The organism is Pseudoalteromonas sp. MIP2626 (genome assembly GCF_013414205.1).
In the GTDB taxonomy this organism is placed as follows: domain Bacteria; phylum Pseudomonadota; class Gammaproteobacteria; order Enterobacterales; family Alteromonadaceae; genus Pseudoalteromonas; species Pseudoalteromonas nigrifaciens.
Genome location: NZ_JAATTW010000029.1, coordinates 22,133 through 42,701, shown reverse-complemented (window position 1 = coordinate 42,701; position 20,569 = coordinate 22,133). Strand labels below are relative to the sequence as shown.

General features: G+C 40.1%; 14 protein-coding genes. 6 read left to right on the top strand and 8 right to left on the bottom strand.

Annotated features, from left to right (window positions below):
- Nucleotides 1-19: 19 nt before the first annotated feature.
- Entirely contained in the window at nt 20-364 is a 345-nt protein-coding gene (locus HC000_RS12410) for a LysE family transporter (RefSeq protein ID WP_257025516.1), read from the bottom strand.
- Nucleotides 365-467: 103 nt separating this feature from the next.
- On the opposite strand from HC000_RS12410, the gene HC000_RS12405 reads away from it, so the two are divergent.
- Entirely contained in the window at nt 468-920 is a 453-nt protein-coding gene (locus HC000_RS12405) for an Lrp/AsnC family transcriptional regulator (RefSeq protein WP_011329694.1), read from the top strand.
- Between the two features lie 135 nt (nt 921-1,055).
- On the opposite strand, the gene HC000_RS12400 is transcribed toward HC000_RS12405, so the two are convergent.
- The 4 genes from HC000_RS12400 to HC000_RS12385 all read right to left on the bottom strand — a co-directional run bounded on the left by HC000_RS12400 (nt 1,056) and on the right by HC000_RS12385 (nt 7,021).
- Entirely contained in the window at nt 1,056-1,715 is a 660-nt protein-coding gene (locus HC000_RS12400) for a class I SAM-dependent methyltransferase (protein WP_179807810.1), read from the bottom strand.
- Nucleotides 1,716-1,788: 73 nt separating this feature from the next.
- Entirely contained in the window at nt 1,789-5,442 is a 3,654-nt protein-coding gene (locus HC000_RS12395; RefSeq protein ID WP_179807809.1) for an AAA family ATPase, read from the bottom strand.
- Nucleotides 5,439-6,686 carry an exonuclease SbcCD subunit D C-terminal domain-containing protein gene (locus tag HC000_RS12390; RefSeq protein WP_179807808.1) on the bottom strand — a complete coding sequence of 416 codons (1,248 nt, stop codon included), beginning with the start codon at nt 6,684-6,686 and terminating at the stop codon, nt 5,439-5,441. The genes HC000_RS12395 and HC000_RS12390 overlap by 4 nt, the downstream gene beginning before the upstream one ends.
- 92 nt (nt 6,687-6,778) lie before the next feature.
- Nucleotides 6,779-7,021 carry a hypothetical protein gene (locus HC000_RS12385; protein ID WP_011329698.1) on the bottom strand — a complete coding sequence of 81 codons (243 nt, stop codon included), beginning with the start codon at nt 7,019-7,021 and terminating at the stop codon, nt 6,779-6,781.
- A gap of 471 nt (nt 7,022-7,492) precedes the next feature.
- Between HC000_RS12385 and HC000_RS12380 the strand changes: the two genes are divergently transcribed.
- The 4 genes from HC000_RS12380 to HC000_RS12365 all read left to right on the top strand — a co-directional run bounded on the left by HC000_RS12380 (nt 7,493) and on the right by HC000_RS12365 (nt 12,336).
- Nucleotides 7,493-9,943, top strand: a complete 2,451-nt coding sequence (locus HC000_RS12380) for a M1 family metallopeptidase (protein WP_179807807.1) — start codon at nt 7,493-7,495, stop codon at nt 9,941-9,943.
- The gene (locus HC000_RS12375; RefSeq protein ID WP_058374662.1) at nt 9,943-10,437 is read left to right on the top strand and encodes a DUF6702 family protein; all 495 of its coding nucleotides are present in this window, start codon (nt 9,943-9,945) and stop codon (nt 10,435-10,437) included. The genes HC000_RS12380 and HC000_RS12375 overlap by 1 nt, the downstream gene beginning before the upstream one ends.
- 430 nt (nt 10,438-10,867) lie before the next feature.
- Nucleotides 10,868-11,479, top strand: coding sequence for an HAD family hydrolase (locus tag HC000_RS12370; RefSeq protein ID WP_011329701.1), 612 nt, complete (start codon nt 10,868-10,870; stop codon nt 11,477-11,479).
- A 131-nt stretch (nt 11,480-11,610) separates the two neighbouring features.
- The gene (locus HC000_RS12365) at nt 11,611-12,336 is read left to right on the top strand and encodes a YebC/PmpR family DNA-binding transcriptional regulator (protein ID WP_011329702.1); all 726 of its coding nucleotides are present in this window, start codon (nt 11,611-11,613) and stop codon (nt 12,334-12,336) included.
- A gap of 224 nt (nt 12,337-12,560) precedes the next feature.
- On the opposite strand, the gene HC000_RS12360 is transcribed toward HC000_RS12365, so the two are convergent.
- Nucleotides 12,561-14,744 carry a malate synthase G gene (locus tag HC000_RS12360; RefSeq protein ID WP_179807806.1) on the bottom strand — a complete coding sequence of 728 codons (2,184 nt, stop codon included), beginning with the start codon at nt 14,742-14,744 and terminating at the stop codon, nt 12,561-12,563.
- 238 nt (nt 14,745-14,982) lie between these two features.
- On the opposite strand from HC000_RS12360, the gene HC000_RS12355 reads away from it, so the two are divergent.
- Nucleotides 14,983-16,584, top strand: coding sequence for an isocitrate lyase (locus HC000_RS12355; RefSeq protein ID WP_011329704.1), 1,602 nt, complete (start codon nt 14,983-14,985; stop codon nt 16,582-16,584).
- A 1,087-nt stretch (nt 16,585-17,671) separates the two neighbouring features.
- Here the strand turns inward: HC000_RS12355 and HC000_RS12350 are convergent.
- Both HC000_RS12350 and HC000_RS12345 read right to left on the bottom strand, forming a co-directional pair.
- Nucleotides 17,672-19,690, bottom strand: a complete 2,019-nt coding sequence (locus tag HC000_RS12350; protein WP_179807805.1) for a S9 family peptidase — start codon at nt 19,688-19,690, stop codon at nt 17,672-17,674.
- A gap of 148 nt (nt 19,691-19,838) precedes the next feature.
- A complete protein-coding gene (locus HC000_RS12345) occupies nt 19,839-20,567 on the bottom strand; it encodes a 5-oxoprolinase subunit PxpA (protein ID WP_179807804.1) in 729 nt (242 codons plus the stop codon).
- Between the last annotated feature and the right edge of the window lie 2 nt (nt 20,568-20,569).

Genomic DNA, 20,569 nt, shown 5'->3' with positions numbered 1-20,569 from the left:
TAGCGAAACTAATTACGGATTATTCACGATCATTTAGATCGGTCAACCGATCAATTAACCTTAACTGATCGGCATTAGCGGGTACTGGCGGGTTTTTATAAAGCGAAACCGCGATCCAAACAACATACAGTGCGCCAAATAAGGTTAAAAATTTCATTAACATCACATGTGAAGCTAAAATAGCACCCAAACCTACCACTACAATCAGCGCGGCAATAAGGTGGCCTAACAAGAGCCCTGAAACTGCCGGAATAATTTTATCTCCCGCAATTCCTGCGCTTATGGTATACGCCCAATCAGCACCAGGGGTAAGTACAAACAATATTGACACCAGCCAAAAAGAAAAAATAACATTAATATCCATCAACAATAACCTAAAATAATTGGGAGCTTATTTTATTGCTTTCTTATGGGGAAAAATACTATATTTTACCTTATTAAACGCCATTATTAGGAAACAATTGAATATGGATAGCATAGATCGGAAAATTCTTGCTGAGCTGCAAGTTGATGGCCGACTCACTCTTTCAGAACTTGCAGATCGCGTGGGGCTTAGTGTTTCGCCATGTCACCGCCGAGTTAAAGAATTAGAAAAAACCAAAGCTATTGTGGGCTACAGGACGGAGATCTCTCCAGAAAAAGTAGGGCTTAATTTTTCTGCGTTGGTTTTTATTACTATTAAAGAAGGTGATAAAGCATCGTTGGCTAAACTTGAATTAGCAGTTGAAGATATTCCACAAATAACTAATGCGCAGCGTTTGTTTGGTACACCTGATTATTTAATACATGTGGTGACTAGAGATTTAGGCGCGTTTCAAAAATTATACGATGATAAACTATCGGCGCTGCCAGGCGTGCAACGTTTAACCTCAACCATTGTGATGAAAGATATTGTTCGAGCCCGAAACCTGCATTTTTAATTATATACCCCATTAAAAAAGCCCTGCGCTAGGCGGGGCTGTTTAATATTTAAAGCTGAGCTACTAAGTGGTGTAGTTACTAAGTTACTAAGTTACTAAGTTACTAAGTTACTAAGTTATTTAGTTAAGCAGTTACTAAATTACATAGCCGCTAAAACCTAGCGCTTTAAAGTACAATTTAGGAATAGTGCTAAATCCACACTCATGCAGTAGCTCGCTAAAACGCATGCGATCTAACGGATAAAATTCATTTTCTAGGCTATGACGAATATGAGTTTGTCCGGCCTCACCTAAGCCTAGTTTTGCACTAGTTAAAAGTTGCGCGTCACGCTCAAATAAGGTTTCTGGGCGCATTAAATCAGCAATATACAGTGCAGCTTCTTTGTTCAGACTTGCTTTAATGTTTTTAAGAACTTGCTTTTTATCGCCATTATCTTCTACAAACTGTAGCACTAATAAGCATAAGGCTGCATCGGCTTTAGTTTTAAGTTTTTCTAAAGGCCCGCAATGTACAGTTACTCTATCGCTTATTCCTTGCTCAGCAAACTTATCGCTAGCAACACTAAGCATGTCGTTTGAGGTATCTTGTGCGGTAAACTTCCATGTTGGATTAATGCTAGCTAATTCAATTACCTCTTTGCCAGTCCCCGCCCCTACCACTAAAATATGTGCGTTATCTTTTAATGTGGCTTGCAGTTGCGCATTAGTTAGTTGATGCAATAACTCGTAGCCTGGTACTAGTCGCGTAATGCGGCTATCGTATTGTGTTGCTTGATCATCTGTAAATGTTGGCATTATTACTTCCTTTATAGACCCCAAGTTTTTTGGGGATCATAAATACAATGGGTGTTATCAAGATAAATTAATATCACACAATTTCTACGCTAGAATAACCGCCCGGCTTTTTAGCCACATGGACTTGTGTTGCTACGCGCTCACTCATTTCGCTTACATGCGATATAACACCTACTTTTCGCCCTTGTGCTTGTAATGAATCAAGTGCATCCATTGCAACACTGAGCGTTTCGCTGTCTAACGTACCAAACCCTTCGTCAATAAACAAAGAATTGATTTGTACTTTGTTTGACGACAATGAAGCAAGCCCTAAAGCCAGCGCCAAAGAGACTAAAAATGATTCACCACCAGAGAGCGTATTTACAGAGCGTTGCTCATCGGCCATGTCGCGGTCAATAATAGCAATATCTAAAGAGTGCTCAATAGCAGTTAATTCATAGCGTTTATTAAGGGTTTTTAAATGACTATTTGCATAGTGCAGCAGTATTTTTAAAGTTTGCGTTTGCGCTAAATTACGCATGGTTTTACCGGTTGCATCGCCTAATACTTTATTAAGTAAATGCCACTGATCAACTTGCGTTTTAAGCGTAGTTAACTCAGCTTGTTTGCCTTTGAGCGTTTTAGCATTTTGGTTGTGCTGCTCAATAGCGGTATTAGTGGCAAGCAAGCTATTTTGTAGCTCTGTTTGCTGGGTATTTAATACATTTAGCTGCTCAGTTAACTCATCGTGGTTTTTTGAAGGCTTGTCAGTATTTTGATGCTCAGTGTACGATTTTTGTTGCTGTTTAAGCGCCGCATTTGTATCGGTTAGCGTTTGTGATACTTGTTCAAACTGTTTTAAGTGCGCTTTAATTTGCTCGCTACTTAAGGTTAGTAAAATAGTGACCTGTTCGTGTGTTGCATCGCTATGTTGCGCTTTAAACTCAGTAAACCACTCTAAGTAACGTGCCTCAAGGCTGGTTAGCTCCTGGGCGTGCTCTTGCAAGCGTTGCTCAACATTTTTAAGTGTAATGGCATGCTCGTCGCGCTGTTTAATTGCTTTTTCGTGCGCTTGTTGGCTGGCATTTAGCTGTGTTTGACATTGCTCAAGCTGCATGGCTAGTTTGGTTTGATAGTCGCTTGCGCTTATTTGCTCATTATTAAATAAAGCTAAGCGCTCGCTTTGCGTAATATTTTGCTGTTGCTGCGCTTTGGCTAAATCGTCATTTAATGCTTTAAGTGCGTGCTCACTTTTAGTGATTAATGGCGTTAATTGCTGTAGTTGCTGGTTTGCACTGTCGAGCTGTTTTTGGCTTTGCTCAAGCTGCGTTAGTGTTTGCTGGTATTGCTCAACCTGTTTGTTTAAATCGCTTAGGGTAAGCGATTCACTTTGCAGCTGCTGCCAAAAATCGCTGTGTTCAAATTGCGCGTTAAGCGCTGCGCTTAGCTCGTTTATTTGTACGCTTAGCTCGTTATGTTTACTGCTTAATTGGTTTAGCTGATTAGTTAACTCAACATGCTGGTTTTGTAATTGCTGCTGTGCGTGTTGCTCGGTTTTTAAAGCATTAAACTGCTGATTTACTTTTTCTTGTAAGGTACGCAGCTGTGTTTGTACTGCAAAGTACTGGGCTTTTTGCTCGCTGAGTTGCTGGTAGGTTTCATCAAGCTGCTCGGTTGTTAACGCGTTAAGCTCGGTGCGAGCCTCTTGCATGGTCGTTTTAATTTCTAGCTGCTTAGCCTGTGCAATTTGTATTGCTTGGCTATGTTGCGTTTGCTCGGCCACTAACACAGCATGTTGTGTTTGGTGCTGATGCAGCTGGGTTTGGGCGCTATCGCGTTGCTGTTTTGCATTGTTATAAGCTGTTTCAAAATCGGCTATTAAGTTATTTAATTGCTGGTTTTGAGTGCTTGCATATGGGTGCTCAGTTGCACCGCACACTAAACATGGCTCGTTAGGAGCAAGTTGTGTACGTAAGTGTTCTACATTTTCACTGGCGCGAAGGCGTGCTTGGCTAAGCGTGTATTCGTTGTGCTTAAGCGTTTGCTCGCACGAAGCCAAATTTTGTAATAATGCGTTTTGCGCTTGCTCACTTTGGATAAGTTTTTCTGCAACGCGTGTTTGCTGTTGTGTGCTGTATTTTAGTTCATGATTAAACTGTTTATAGCGCTCGCGTTGATCTTTTAAGTAATCAATATTTTTAAGCTTTACATCGCACTGTTCAATATTAAATTGGCGTTGCTGCTCATTTAATTGGTTAAGATTTTTTTGCTCACTAGCAAGTAGCTGTTCTTGTGACTCAACCTTTGCATTTTGCGCGGTTAAAAGCGTCGCTTGCTTAGCCTGCTCAGCCACTAACTTTTGGTTTTGATGTGCCGTTGTTTTTAATTGCTCAGTTGCGTTTAAAAACTGATTAAAACTGTGCTGATAGTAATTCCAATCATTGGCTAAAGGTTTTAATTGTGTATGCGTAGTTAACCACTGCTGATGCTGGGCACTTAATTTTGTAGCTTCATCAAGCACAGATTGGCTTTGCTTAAATTGCTGCTGCAAATCGTTTAATTGTAATTGCTCTTTTTCGCTTTGCTGGGTAAGGCTTGCAATGGTTTGTGCTTGAATAGCTAATTGACTGTCGAGCTCGCGCGCTTTAGCAATAATAGGCTCAGCAGTTTGTTTTTGTTCTTTAGCTGTTTGTAATATCTCTTGGTGCTTACTAAGCGTATTAGCATGCGCAGTAATTATTGCAGTGTGATCTATACTTTTTAAGTCACTTACTTTCGTACTTAACTCAATATTTTGAGCTGTTAAACTTTTAAAGCGACTGCGGTTATCTTTAATTTCAAGTGCGCTTTGTGCTTGTTTAGCTTGCTCACTTTGCTGAGCAATAGCATTAAGCTCGTTTTGCGCTTGTTGCTGGTTTTGCTGTGCTTGTTTAAGTGCTTGCTCAAGCGTATTGGCTTGTTTATACCAATTTAAATTTTTCTCTGTAGTTGTTAAGGTTTTTTTAGTGTGTTCAATTTGCAGTTTTAATTCATTAAGCGAAGTTTGTTTAGCGGCTAATTCATCTTCACTTAGTAATGTGTAACTTGCTAAACTCGCTTGGAGTAATTCAAACTTTTCTTTTAGCTCTTTATTACGCTCAAAAATACGTACACCAATACGGCTAAATTTATCGGTACCGGTTAAGCATTCTAAAAGCTGTGCGCGCTCATCGCCGGTGGCTTTTAAAAACGCGGCAAATTCGTGTTGCGCTAATAACACTGCTCGCGAAAACTGATCAAAGGTTAAGCCTATTTTGGCTTCTATTTGTTTTACTGTTTTACTTTTATCTGATGAAATTAACGTATCATCAGGTAACAAATAAAGCGTATGCTGTGCTGCTTGTAAATTGCCGTCGCTTTTGCCTCGCGAGCGATTAACGCTCCAACACGCTCGGTAACTTTCTTTATCTTGTCCTACAAAGTCTACTTCAGCAAAGCCATTAGACGTTCCTCGCCTAAGTAAATTACGTGCGTCATTAAGCCTAATGCTGTCGCCTTGAAACTCTACCTTATTGCCTCTATCGCCACCTAACCTTGCGGTTTTAGCATATAAAGCTAAGCAAATAGCATCTAAAATAGTACTTTTACCTGCGCCGGTATCGCCGGTAATTGCAAATAATCCGGCGTCTTTTAGCGGGGCTGCTAAAAAGTCTATTTCGGCATCAACAATAGAAGCTAAGTTATGAATACGCACTGCGGTTATTTTCATAGTTGCTGTTGCTCCTCTAGTTCGTTAATAACATCGTTTAATAGATTTTTTAGTGCGTCGGGTACGCTTTCACCGTGCATATCTTTGTCGTTTGCAAATGCTTGTTCTAATAAATTAAGTGGGTTGAGCATTTCAACTTCAGTTAAATCTTCAAATACTGCGCCGCCTTCATTGTTAGCTGATTGTTCGCGCACGCGCTCTATGCCACAAAAACGAATATGTTTACCCTCAAGAGCTTGTTCTATTTGTTCTCTGAAGGTGGTGTCGGTATCGCTAGATTTAAGTTTTACCCGTAAATATGGTGCTATTGTATTGGCTGTGGTGTCGAGGGCTTTAATTTCCTCGCATAGCTCAGCTAATGGTACGCACTCCCCTTTCGGTAAAACTATTACATCGGCTAAACGAGGAATGTAAAGGGGGTTTACAGTTACACTAATTTGCTGTTTTTCATCGCTATTAAATTCAACTACATTTACTTGGTGGCTGTAATTTCGCTCTGAAAACGACATAGGAATTGGCGTACCGCTGTATCTAATGCATTCATTTTTAGCAACTTGCTGCGCTTTATGTAAATGCCCCAGCGCAACGTAGTGTGCTTGTTTACCAAATACGTTGGCAGATATGGCTTCTTCGCCGCCTATTACTAAGTTGCGCTCAGAGTCACTCGATATATCGCCGCCTTTAGCATGAAGGTGCCCCATAACAATTAACGGGGTATTTTCACTTTGTAAAGTAGCTGCATGCTCAAGGGCAAGTTCATATGCCTTTTTAACGCCTTGGGCATAGCTAGGGCCGCTTTTGGTTTGACTGAGTGTAGTTGCATCGCTTGCGCGCAAAAATGGCATGGCAACGATTACAGCGCGTTTTTTGTTAGTGTTAATAGTGATTACGCTATCAGCCGCTGCTGTTGCCTCAAAACGCCCTACAACATGGGTATCAAATTGAGCGAGTAACGGTTGCGCGGCTAAAATACGATTTGCAGAGTCGTGGTTCCCGGCAATAATTACTACATGTAAATTAGGGCACTGCTTTTTGGCATCTTTAATAAATTGATAGAGTTGATTCTCGGCGCTAGCACTGGGGGTTGCAGTATGATAAATATCGCCAGCAACGAGCAGTAAATCTATTTGTTGCTCAACGAGAGTGGCTAACAGCCAAGTGAAAAAAGCAAGGTGTTCATGACGACGGTCATATTCATAAAATTGTTGGCCAAGGTGCCAATCAGAAGTGTGCAGAACTTTCATGTAGCGCTCTTAAAAAATCGTAAGAGCGCCAATATACCCAAGGCAGTTAAAGATGCAACCTTATAGGCTCATCTTGCTAGGGTGAATGGGCTTTAGCTAGCTCCTAAGCTAAACCAACCAACATAAATAAGAGGCAAGGCTAAAAGTGCCATAAATAACGGCAGTTTAATTGCTTTGGCTTTTTTAGCTTGTAACGCTTTCAATGCATTTTTTTCGTTACAAGCGGCCACTTTGTCAATATACAAATAACCTGAGTTTAAATACTGCTTACAGTTTTGCGCGTCTGCTGGAATAGCAATTAGTTTTTGCTGCTTTTTTAGAACATAAAAATCCATACACCACCACACTTTTCAACACTAAAATATTAATAAACATATTTGAAAATAATTATATTAAATTACCCTCAAATGAAAAAAGTGGGCGATTCTAAGTACAAATGGATACAAAGATCAACCTTAAACTTCACTATTGGCGGTTTCTCATACAAAGGGATTAACTTTTTTGCTAAATAATTACATTTGGCTACCTTTGAAGCCAAAATACAGAGGGAGATTTAGTAGCTGTAAGCCGTTATTTTTAGCTGATATTTGGCAATTATTTTTATTTAAAACGACAAACTGTAAAGCCCCTTTACAGTTTTATTATTTTAATTCACGTTTAATTAATTTTATCTAAAAGAATAATGCGCTTTAATTGTAAAAAAATAGTGAAAACTAGCCTGAAAAAGTCGCACTTTATCGTTATTTTATTGAAGAAAAACGATAATTTTGTCAAAGTGCGCACACTAAAATCTAACAGGTTTAATAATGAAAAAAATAATTTATACGCTAAGTGCGGTTATATTGCCAATAGCAATGTCGAGCACTGTTTTAGCGTCTGCTATTGAGCAAACCAAAGGCAGCTATATCGATAAGTTTCGTCAACTAGACGAAGCATTGCCAACACCAAATGTTTATAGAAGTGCTGCCGGAGAACCTGGCGAAAATTATTGGCAGCAACGCGTTAATTACGATATTGACGTACAATTAGACGAAAAAAAGCGCCGTATAAGCGGTAGCCAAAAAATAGAATATAAAAACAATTCACCACACACATTAAAGTACTTATGGTTACAGTTAGATCAAAACGTTTTTAAAAATGATTCAATTGCAGAAACCACGCAAACGTTTAAAAGTACTTTAACAAGTTTACCAGCCGATAAACCCGCCAAGTTAAGTTTAGGCGACCTTCGTCGTCAACAGTTTATGAGTGACAACGAGCTTGGCTATACAATTAGCAATGTAAAAGATGACAATGGCAACGAGTTACGTGTAACCGTGGTTGATACCTTAATGCGCATTGACCTAAATAAGCCGTTAAAGCCAGGTAAAGAAGCCGAATTTAGCATGAACTTTGCATTTAATTTAGTTGAAGAAGATGCAGTAGGCGCACGCTCGGGCTATGAGCACTTTGAAAAAGATGGTAACGATATATTTTTAGTGGCGCAGTGGTTTCCGCGTTTAGCTGCTTATACTGATTACGAAGCTTGGACTAATAAAACATTTTTAGGTGGCGGCGAATTTACCTTAGAGTTTGGTGATTACGATGTTGAAATTACCGTACCTGCGGACCATATCGTGTCGGCAACGGGTAAGCTTAATAACGCAAGTAGCGTATTAACGAGCAGGCAACGCAAACGTTTAAAGCAAGCCGAAAATGCTAAACGCCCTGTGTTTATTGTTAGTGAAGAAGAAGCGCTCGATAACGAAAAATCCAGTACAGATAAAACTAAAACTTGGCACTTTAAAGCTAATAACGTACGCGACTTTGCTTGGGCGTCGTCACGCAAATTTATGTGGGATGCTAAAGGCTATCAGCAAGGCGGTGATGAGCAGCCATTGGTTATGGCTATGTCGTTTTACCCTAAAGAAGGGGGCGATTTATGGAAAAAATATTCAACCGAAGCTGTTATTCACACTATGGAAGTGTATTCAAAGTATTCATTTGATTACCCATACCCAACCGCGCAGTCAGTAAATGGCCCTGTTGGTGGTATGGAATACCCAATGATCACCTTTAATGGCCCGCGCACTAAGCTGCAAGATGATGGAACTCGTACTTACTCTCAAGCAGAAAAACGATTTTTACTCGGTGTAGTGATCCATGAAGTGGGTCATATTTACTTTCCGATGATAGTAAACTCAGATGAGCGCCAATGGACTTGGATGGATGAAGGTTTAAATAGCTTTTTAGACGGTGTTGCAGGGCGAGAGTGGGACCCGAGCATTCCATGGGGTGTTGAGCCGCGCGATATAGTGGCGTATATGAAGTCAGAAATTCAAGTGCCTATAATGACCCAGTCAGACAGCGTATTGCGTTTAGGCCCTAACGCGTACACTAAACCCGCTGCTGCACTTAATATTTTACGTGAAGTTATTTTAGGCCGAGAGCTGTTTGATTTTGCGTTTAAAGAATACGCCCAGCGCTGGAAGTATAAGCGCCCTACCCCAGCTGATTTTTTTCGTACCATGGAAGAAGCTTCGGGTGTTGATTTAGATTGGTTTTGGCGTGGTTGGTTTTTTACCACAGATCACGTAGATATTGCTTTAGATAAGGTATATCAACTGCGTTTAGACACTAAAAACCCTGATATTGATTTTAGTCGCTTGCGCGATATTGAAGCAAATAAGCCAACTTCGCTGTTTGTAGAGCGTAACCGCGCACAAGGTAAAAAAACCTGGGTAGAAGAAAATCCCGATGTTACTGACTTTTATGATGAAAACGACCGTTTTACCGTTACTAATAAAGAACGCAACGCGTACAACAAGTTTTTAAAGGGCTTAGAGCCGTGGGAGCGTAAAACGCTTGAGCGTGCAATAAAAGAAGACCAAAACTACTACGTAATGGAGTTTTCTAACGTAGGCGGCTTAGTAATGCCTATTTTATTAGAGCTGACTTTTGAAGATGGCAGCAAAGAAGATCGTTATATTGCGGCCGAAATTTGGCGTCGTAATTATAAAAATGTGCAAAAACTAATAGTGACAGACAAAAATAAATCGCTGGTGTCGGTTACTATCGATCCGCGCTGGGAAACGGCTGACGTAGATATTGAAAATAATAACTACCCACGTCGTATTATTCCATCACGCATAGAAGTATTTAAAAAAGAAAAGAGCAAAGCAAAAGTAAGCCGCGATATCATGCAAGATATTAAAACCGAGCTTAAAAAAGATGAACCTAAAGGTGACGAAAATAACAGCAGTGAGGAGCAACAATAATGCGCATATTGCTAATTATTGTTAGTTTATTAATTGCTGCGCCTAGTATGGCGCATCAATTAAAGTCGTCTGTTACTACTGTGCTTTTTAATAAACGTACTAATAATATTGAGCTAATGCATCGTTTTTATTTGCACGATACTGAGCATGCTGTGGCGCACTTATTTAAAGGTAAGGTTGATATTATTAGCAATAAAATAGATCAACAACGCTTTGCTAAGTATGTAGAGTCGCATGTTGCGCTACAAACGTTAAACGGTGAACCACTGCCGCTTAACTTTGTAGGAGCACAAGTTGATGGCAAGTTTTTTTGGGTTTACCAAGAAGCGCCAATTCCGGTAAAAATTGCAGGAATTAAAATGAGTAACGGTGCACTGCGCGACTTATGGCCTTCGCAAGTTAATATGGTTAACGTTGAAGGACAAGGAAAAATAAAAACCTTAAACTTTACTCAAGACGACACTTGGCTTGAAGCAAGGTTTGAGCAACAATAATCCTACAAACTACGCGCACAGTCACTGTGCGCGTTTTTGTTATTTTCATTCCCGTTTTTCTGATCGACTTAATACTAAATTACGTTAATATACCTTGTATATTAGTGTGCTTTTTAGCAAGCAAGGTAACCTGAACTTTGGATAATAAATCTATCTCAAGCAGCTACTTTCAGCGCTAACTGCGTTGAATTTACTTGCAATAGGCCAGCTATTGACGCGTAAATTCGCCTTGTTTTCACTGAAAATCTCTGGCTAGAGAAAATAAATTTAAATATAACTATGATTTAGTATGTTAGTAAATCTCTTAACCAGAGGTCAGGTTAGGTATATAAATTTTGTTATTCATCAGTGATTTAGTTTTATAAACGATGAAGTTATTTTTATATAGGGTTTAATTCAATGGGTATTAAATACAAGGAAGGATATATAAATGCAGATTGAAGCGATTAAAGGTGTGATTTTTGATTTAGATGGCACTTTAGTGTCATCAGAATTAGATTTTTCATTAATTAAAGCGCAAATAGGGTGCCCGTGTGAGCAAGACTTACTCGATTATATTGCCCAATTGCCTTCAGCATATATGCGCGAAGAAGCAATGAATATTGTACATCAGCATGAGTTACTCGACGCTCAACATGCCAAAATGCTACCCGGTGTGAGTGAGGCTGTAAATGCCCTTAAAGCTAAAAACATTCCAATGGCGATAGTTACACGCAATTTTGACAAAGCGGCCGCTATTAAGTTACAAAATAATCCACTGCCAATAGAAATCGTACTTACCCGAAGTGACGCGCCAGCAAAACCCGATCCGAGTGCATTAAATAATATTGCTACCTTGTGGAATATGAGCCCAAGTAATTTATTGTATGTGGGCGATTTTTTATATGATATTCAGGCAGCGCATAATGCCAATATGCGTGCATGTTTATACGCCCCCGATGTTACTCCTAGTTATGCTAGCCAGGCCGATTATGTATTACATGATTTTACGCAGTTAGTTACTTTAATTGACAATTACGCACAAAAAGTTGTGTTATGTTAAATAGCGCTTTGTTTATTTTTTTATGTAATTAGTGTGGTGTTATAAACGTTATATATTAACGTGGTGCTAGCCCAATACGTTTTGAATTGGTAAAATGTCGACAAGTTTAACGTATTCATTAGAGGTACATGATGGGCAGAGCATTTGAAGTTCGTAAAAGTTCGATGGCTAAAACGGCTAACGCAAAAACTAAAGTAAATTCAAAATACGGCAAAGAAATTTACGTTGCAGCTAAAAACGGCGAACCTGACCCAGATGTAAACCAAACTTTGCGCCGCTTAATCGAAAAGGCAAAAAAAGATCAAGTGCCTGCGCATGTTATCGAAAAAGCAATTGAAAAAGCCGCCGGTGGAGCAGGGGAGGATTACTCAACTGCACGTTACGAAGGTTATGGCCCTGGAAATTGTATGGTTATTGTTGACTGTTTAACCGATAACCCAAATCGTACTATTAAAGATGTACGTTTGCCTTTTACTAAAACAGATTCAAAAATTGGTACACCGGGTTGTGTAGCGCATATGTTTGATCATTTTGCTGTGCTTGGTTTTTCAGGCGATGACGACGAAGTTGTGTTAGAAGCACTAATGATGGCTGACGTTGATGTAACCGATGTTGAAGTAGAAGACGGTAAAGTATCGGTGTTTGCCCCACATACAGAATACTTTAAAGCTAAAACAGCCCTTGAAGAGGCGTTTGAAGGCATTAATTTTGAAGTAGACGAAATTACTTTTGTCCCGCAAGTGCATATTGAAATTACAGATGAAGAAGTAATTGCTAACTTTGATAAGTTCATCACTATGCTTGAGGATTGTGATGACGTACAAAATATTTATCACAACGCAATCATCAAAAACTAATTAAAGCTGTATATTAAAGCGGTAATAATTTTAGAAAAAGCGTGTTTTGTGCAAGCAAAACGCGCTTTTTTGTGGTTAAAAACTAATAACGGTTACTAAGATGAATGTTAGCCATTCACCTTAGTTATTAATAATGGCTGGTATTTTTGGCAAATAAATAAAAACCAGCACTTTGGCTGGTTTTTGTATGCTAACTAGGGGGTTTTATTACTTGAAGTTAAGTGTTAAGTACCCTGCTGCGCTTTATATTTTAAGCGGTAGCTGTGCAATAAAGGCTCAGTGTAGCCACTTGGTTGCTTAGCTCCTTCTAACACTAAGGCTAGTGCAGCTTGGTAGGCAATATTATTAGCAAGTGATTGCTCACTAATTGCCATAGGCTTATAAGCACTGTCATGTTCATTTTGGCCATCTACCACTTTTGCCATTTTGGCCATGGTTGATCTAATTTGTTGCTCGCTGCAAATACCATGATGCAGCCAGTTAGCCATATGTTGGCTTGAAATACGCAGTGTTGCTCTGTCTTCCATAAGGCCAATGTGGTTTATGTCGGGCACTTTAGAGCAGCCAATCCCTTGGTCAATCCAGCGTACTACATAACCTAAAATACCTTGGGCGTTGTTTTCAAGCTCGGTTTTAATATCTTCTTTGCTAAGTAGCTCAGGCTCGTCCATTAATGGCGGGGTAAGTAGCTCATCTAGGCTGGCAATAGCACGCTTAGCAATGCTTTGCTGCTCGCTAAATACATCTACATCATGATAATGCATAGCATGCAGAGTTGCTGCAGTGGGGGAGGGCACCCACGCGGTATTAGCACCTGATTTAGGATGAGCTATTTTTTGCTCCATCATTAATGCCATTTTATCGGGCATAGCCCACATACCTTTACCTATTTGTGCTTTATGGCTTAAGCCACAAGCCAAACCAATGTCTACGTTGCGATCTTCGTAGGCGCTGATCCACGGCTCTAATTTAATAGCGGCTTTAGGCAGTACTACACCGGCGTGCATTGAGGTATGAATTTCATCACCTGTTCTATCTAAAAATCCGGTATTAATAAATACAACACGCTCTTTTGCTGCATGAATACAGGCTTTTAGGTTAGCTGAAGTACGGCGCTCTTCATCCATAATGCCCATTTTAATGGTGTTTTTTTCTAAGCCAAGTGCTTCTTCAACCATGTTAAATAGCGTGTTTGTTAATGCCACTTCTTCTGGGCCATGCATTTTAGGTTTTACAATGTTTATACTTTGCGCACTGGAGTTTTTAAGCGCACTGCTAGAATTTAAGTCATGTAGCGCCGCTGTTGCAGTAAACATGGCATCCATAATGCCTTCAAACACATCGTTACCGCTTACGTCGGTAATTGCAGGATTGGTCATTAGGTGGCCTACATTGCGCACAAACATCATGCTGCGGCCCTTTAAGCTTAAGGTTTCACCATTTAGCGCAGTATATTGACGGTCGCTTTGCAGGGTACGTTCGACTATGTTATCGCCTTTTTTAAACGATTCGACTAAGTTGCCTTGCATTAAACCTAACCAGTTTTTATAAACTTGTACTTTATCCTCTGCATCAACTGCAGCTATAGAGTCCTCGCAGTCCATAATAGTGGTAAGCGCAGCTTCAAGTACCACATCTTTTAAGCCTGCTTTATCTGCTTGGCCTATTGGGTGATGGTGATCTATATGCAGTTCAAGGTGTAGGCCATTATTTTTGAGCAAAATAACGCTAGGGTTTTGTGCTTCACCTTGGTAACCCACTAATTGTTCTGGCTTTTTTAGTTTGGTTTGTGAGCTGTCGCGTAGAGTAATTGATAGCGCGCCATCAACAACTGAATAGTTAGTACTCTCTATATGCGAGCCGTTTTCTAGTGGCAAGGCTTTATCTAAAAACTGTCTCGCGTATGCCATTACTTTAAAACCACGAACTGAGTTATACGTGCGGCCTTTTTCGGCACCATCTTCTTCGCTTAGTACATCAGTACCGTATAGGGCATCGTATAACGAACCCCAACGCGCGTTTGCAGCATTAAGTGCAAAGCGTGCATTGCTTACCGGCACTACCAGCTGCGGCCCAGCTGTTTGTGCTATTTCGGGCTCAACATTTTTTGTTTCAATACTAAAATTTTCAGGCTCGTTTACTAGGTAACCTATGTCGGTTAAAAACGCCTGATACTGTGCTTTATCCCAGCTTTTATTGGTCAGATGATACTCATCAATTTGCTGTTGTAGCTGTTCGCGTTTAGCAAGTAGAGCTCTATTTACTGGCGTTAATGTTTGTACAATATGCGCAAAGCGCTGCCAAAATTGCTGCTCATTTAAATGTGTACCAGGTAATAGCTGGTTTTTAACAAAGTCAGCTAGTTGGTTGTCTACGCTGAGTCCTGAGTGAGTGAGAGTATGGGGCATTTTAATAATCCTTAAACGGTCGCGATATTGTAAATTTTAGTGTGCGTAGTGTAACCATAACGTAAAAAAGGGAGGTTGAGTGCAATTTACTCATTCATGATATGTATAGCCGTAATAACAACTATAAATTTACTAAATCTGAAAAATAAGCCTAATGTTTAATTAAGCGCTGCAGAGCAACTAAAGCAGTCACTCTCATAACACTATAATAATTTACCCCGTTCAAAGGATTTTAATTATGACTACATATAAAAGCGAAACAGATACATTAGCAACACTTTGTAAAAAACAAGGTAGTGCATGGAAAACCATTAACCCTGAATATGCAACACGTATGCGTTTACAAAATCGCTTTCGTACTGGGGTAGAAATTGCACAGTTTACTGCTGACATTATGCGTGAAGACATGGCCGCATACGACGCTGATACAAGCCAGTACACTCAGTCTTTAGGTTGTTGGCATGGATTTACTGCGCAACAAATGATGATGGCTATTAAGCGCCATCAAAAAACAACTAAGCGTAGTTATGTATACTTAAGTGGCTGGATGGTTGCGGCACTTCGTTCAGAGTTTGGTCCGCTTCCGGATCAAAGTATGCACGAAAAAACCTCAGTTCCGGCACTAATTGAAGAAATTTACACCTTTTTAAAGCAAGCCGATGCACGTGAACTAGACCATTTATTTAATGACCTAGATGCAGCTAAAGCAAACGGCGGCGACGTACAAGCGGTACTAGATAAAATTGATAACTTTGAAACGCACGTAGTGCCAATTATTGCTGATATTGATGCCGGTTTTGGTAACGAAGAAGCGACTTACCTACTCGCTAAAAAAATGATTGAAGCAGGTGCTTGTGCAATTCAAATCGAAAACCAAGTGTCCGACGCTAAGCAATGTGGCCATCAAGCAGGTAAAGTAACTGTACCGCACGAAGACTTTTTAGCTAAAATTAACGCAGTACGTTACGCATTTTTAGAACTGGGCATTGATAACGGTATTATTGTTGCGCGTACCGATTCACTAGGCGCCAGCCTAACGCAAAAAGTACCGGTTTCACAAACTCCAGGTGACTTAGCTAGCCAGTACAATGCATTTTTAGAAACTACGCCAATTAACGGTGTTGAAGATTTAAATGAAGGCGACACTGCAATGAAGCTTAATGGCCAACTTTGCAAACCAACGCGCCTTGATAATGGTTTATTCCAGTTCCGCGAAGGCACAGAAAAAGACCGCGTAGTACTAGATTGTGTAACTAGCCTACAGTCGGGTGCAGATTTACTGTGGATTGAAACCGAAAAACCACATGTTAAGCAAATTGCTGAGCTGGTTAATCGTGTTAAAGAGCAAGTGCCAGATGCTAAGCTTGTTTATAACAACTCACCGTCGTTTAACTGGACACTTAAGTTTCGTGAGCAAGTGTATCAAGAATGGCAAGAAGCGGGCCGTGACCTTAGCGCTTACCCAAGCTTGGGTGACAATAAAGGCCTTATGGCACCAGAAATGGATGCTACCGAGCTTGCAGTAGCAGCCGATTTACTAGTACAAAACTTTCAACGTGATGGTGCACGTGAAGCCGGTATTTTCCATCACCTAATCACATTGCCAACGTACCATACAGCAGCACTAAGTACGGATATTTTGTCAGAAGGTTACTTTGGTGACTTAGGTATGCTGGCTTATGTACGTGATGTACAGCGTCAAGAGATTCGTCGCGAACAAGCGTCTGTTAAGCACCAAGACCTTGCAGGCTCTAACATTGGCGATACACACAAAGAGTACTTCTCTGGTGATAATGCGCTTAAAGCCGGTGGTGAAGATAACACCATGAACCAATTCTAATTCAACTAGATAGTGTTACGTAAAGGGCCGAAAGGCCCTTTTTTTATGCGTATAATTAAGTAACCTGTCTGTGGGTAATAAAGCTATCTCTAGTCGCTTTTTGACGTTAACTGCATTGAATTTGTTTGCAATAGGCCAGCCATGGGCGCGTAAAGCTGCCTTGTTTCCTCCCCACTCCTCAAATAAACCTCTAATTAAAGAAAATAAAATTATCATTACAGTTTAATACTTTAGTAAACCTTTTAACCAGTTCAGTTAAGTAGCTACCCGCAACAGATCAGTATTTAACTAGCTGGCTATAATTACGGATCAGAGTTTAACCAAGCTTAGTGTAAAGCCCATTATTTAACCTTTTTAGCACTTTTATGGCTTTATAAACTGTAAATAAAGGCCATAAGTGACTGATTTTAGCTTTTTGAGTGAACATTCACCTTATAATAAACCGATTTTTTACTAACTTGAGCCATCGACAAAACACTTTTTTACTAACTGAGGGCCTATAAACACTAGCTCAAACCGGTTTTTTACCAACTCAGTGGGTATTTAATTGTATAAACCGAAATTTTACCAACTCAAATAATAGTTAAGTCCGATACTTAAGCTAGGCATTAAGATAGCTTAAGTATTAGTAAGCATTTAGATGGCTTTATCTCTATATTGCTGATGTTAGCGTGTAGGTGAATATAGTTAAAGTGGACTATATCCCTAAAGGGGGAGTGAGTACTTTTTGGCTATAATTAACCTGAGATCCGGATCTCAAGCAGCTTTTTTCAGCGCTAACTGCGTTGAATTTTCTTGCAATAGGCCAGTTATTGACCCGTAAATTCGCCTTGTTTTCACTGAAAACCTCTGACTAGAGAAAATAAAATTAAATATAAATATGATTCAATACGTTAGTAAATCTCTTAACCAGAGGTCAGGTTAATTAACTTGCCGCGGCGTTTGTAGTTTGCCTAGGCGTTACTATTAAAAATACCTAACCTGAGTTTAGGTTACTTACTGTAAACCCCCTTTACACTTATTGGTAATGTAAAAAAGCCACTTTAAAAAAGTGGCTTTAACTTACATACCAAGCGGTATGTTTAGGTTATTTAGTGTGTTTATCAAACCACCATTGAATATAGGCAACTTTAGCCATTAAATTAGACGGACGAGCGGTAATACCATGTGATGCATCGGGAATACGTACCATAGCGGTTTCAACACCTTGTAGCTTTAATGCTTGATAAAACTGTTCGGTTTCTGAAATCGGTGTACGGAAATCAGATTCACCGGTTAGTAGCATAGTGGGTGTTTTTACATTGCCGACATAACTAATTGGCGAGCGTTTCATATAATGTTCTATATGATCCCACGGCTTACCCGGAAACCAATAGTCAGCAAAGAACGGGTAAAAGTCGGCAGTTAGTACAAAACTGATCCAGTTAATTACAGGTTTAGCAACCACGGCTGCGGCAAAACGGTCGGTATGGCCAACTATCCACGCGGTAAGTACGCCGCCACCAGAGCCACCGGTAACAAACAATTTAGACTCATCAATAAAACCTTTGGCAATTAAAGCATCTACTCCAGTCATTAAGTCGTCATAATCGTTACTTGGGTAATTATGATGAATAGTTTGTGCAAACTCTTTGCCGTAAGAATCACTCCCGCGAGGGTTCATATACAATACAACGTTTCCCTTAGCCGCATATAATTGTACCTCGGCGCTAAAGTGCGGGCCGTAATTGGCTACCGGGCCACCATGAATTTCAAGAATTAATGGGTACTTTTTATTACTGTCAAAACCAGGCGGGTAGGCTACCCAAGCTTGAATTGGCAGTTGATCGTGGCTCGATTTAAGCCATAGCTCTTCTACCTTGGCTAGTTGTTTATGCCCCAGCGAGTTGTCATTTAAACTTGTTAAGCGCTGTGCTTTACCACGTTTAATTGCCGCTACATCGGCAGGGCGCTGCGTGTCGGCTAGGGTAAACACAATTTCGTCATCTTCGCTCACATCAAAGTCGCCACCAGAATAAGGACGACCAAACGAAACGCTGCCAATTTTTTCAGTAATAACTTTACGTGAACCGCTACGAGGTTGGTACGCTAACGTGGTTTGCCCTTGATCAGCGTAACTAAAGTAAATGCCTTTAGAGTTACCGCTCCACTTTATTTTAGCTACGCTGCGGTCTAAGTCGGCAGTTAAATTAGTTGTTTTACCCGAACGTAGGTCGCGAATATACAATTGGGTGTTTTCGTAATTAGTTTGCTTGTCATCGTAACCGGTATACGCAAGGTAGCGGCCATTAGGCGATACTTGAGGTTGGCGATCGGGGCCGTTTCTATCGGTTACAGCGGTTACTTCAAGCGTAATTAAATTAAGTTTATATACTTCGCTGTTAGTTGGTTTTAACAAGTAATTGTTATGCCTATTAGCCGAAAAATATAACGCTTTTTTATCTTTACTAAAGCTAACTTCGCCGCCGTTATTAAACTCATCAAAGGTGAGCTGTTTAGCATTGCCGCCATTTGCGTCAATAATAAATAATTGCTCAAAGCCCTTCTTAGAGTAACCAGCACCATCAGCACGATAATACACATCGTCAATATATTTAGCTGGCTCTGCCCAAGTAGCGCCTTCAGGTTTACCAGGTAAGTTAATGGGTGAGCTTGATGTGGTGGCAACAAACATACTAAATGCGAGTTGCTTAGCATCTGGGCTCCAGCTTAGCGCTTTTGGCGTACTTGTAAGGTTACTTATTTTGCTAACCGCGCCAGTTTTAAGCCATTTCATGTAAATTTGGTTGCTACCGTCACGGTTTGAAATAAACGCTAAACGAGAGCCGTCCGGCGACAACTTGGGCGAATGATCCATATGCACGCCAGAAGTAAGCGGTTGAATTTGTCGTGTTTTATAATCTACTGTCCAAATATTACCTATTTTACGGTCGGTTTTTATATCCATTCTGTTACGTACAAAATAAACTGTTTTACCGTCTTTGGTAATGTCTAGCTGGTTAGCGTATTCAAGCGTAAATACATCTTCTAACTGTAGGGTGCTGCTATTGGCAAAGGCAAGATTACCTGTGCTTATTAATAGACTAAGCGCAAAAAATGTTTTCATTTCAAATCCCTGTGGTTGTTAATAATAGTTATATGTTAGAGAGTTTAAAAATAATAGCTAGGGCGATGAAGTAATTGCGTGGGTGACTAAATCTGTAAAACGGTTCAGCTGTAAAGGGGGTTTACAACTGAACATATTAAATAATGCTTTACCGTTTACACAATAACTTTATTTGTTGAATGAGTGCAATACCGGCAGGGTTATCGCCGTGTACGCATAAACTATCGGCATCTAAAATTAACTTTTTACCTGAACGCGTAGTTACGCTGCCATCAGCTAACAGTTGCTTTACTTGCTCAATTAAAGCTTGCTCGTTATGCACACTGCCTGCTAACTGCCTTGACACTAAAAGCCCTTCGTCGGTGTATTGTCTGTCGGCAAAGGCTTCTAATATTAATTTTAACCCTAAAGTGTCGGCCATTTTTTGATGCTTTTTAGCATCAGCAGTAGCTAAAATCATTAATTTTAATGGGCTAGGGTAGTGTGCTACTGCGCTCATTACGCTAGTTAAAAGCTGCTCGTTAAGCATCATGTCGTTATAAAGTGCGCCATGGGGCTTAACATAACTAAGGCTTAAGCCTTGTACTTTGGCCATACCTTCTAATGCAGCAATTTGATAGTGCAGACAATTTGTAAGCTCGCTTGCACTTAGCGCCATAGATCGTCTGCCAAAACCTTGTTGATCTGGGTAGCTAGGATGAGCGCCAATTTGTACCTTATGCTGTTTTGCCAGCTTGAGCGTATTTGCCATTACATCGGCATCACCCGCATGAAAACCACAAGCAATGTTAGCCATATTAATGTGCGGCATAGCTTCTTCATCTAAGCCCATTTTCCAAGCACCAAAGCTTTCACCTAAATCGCAATTTAATAGCATTT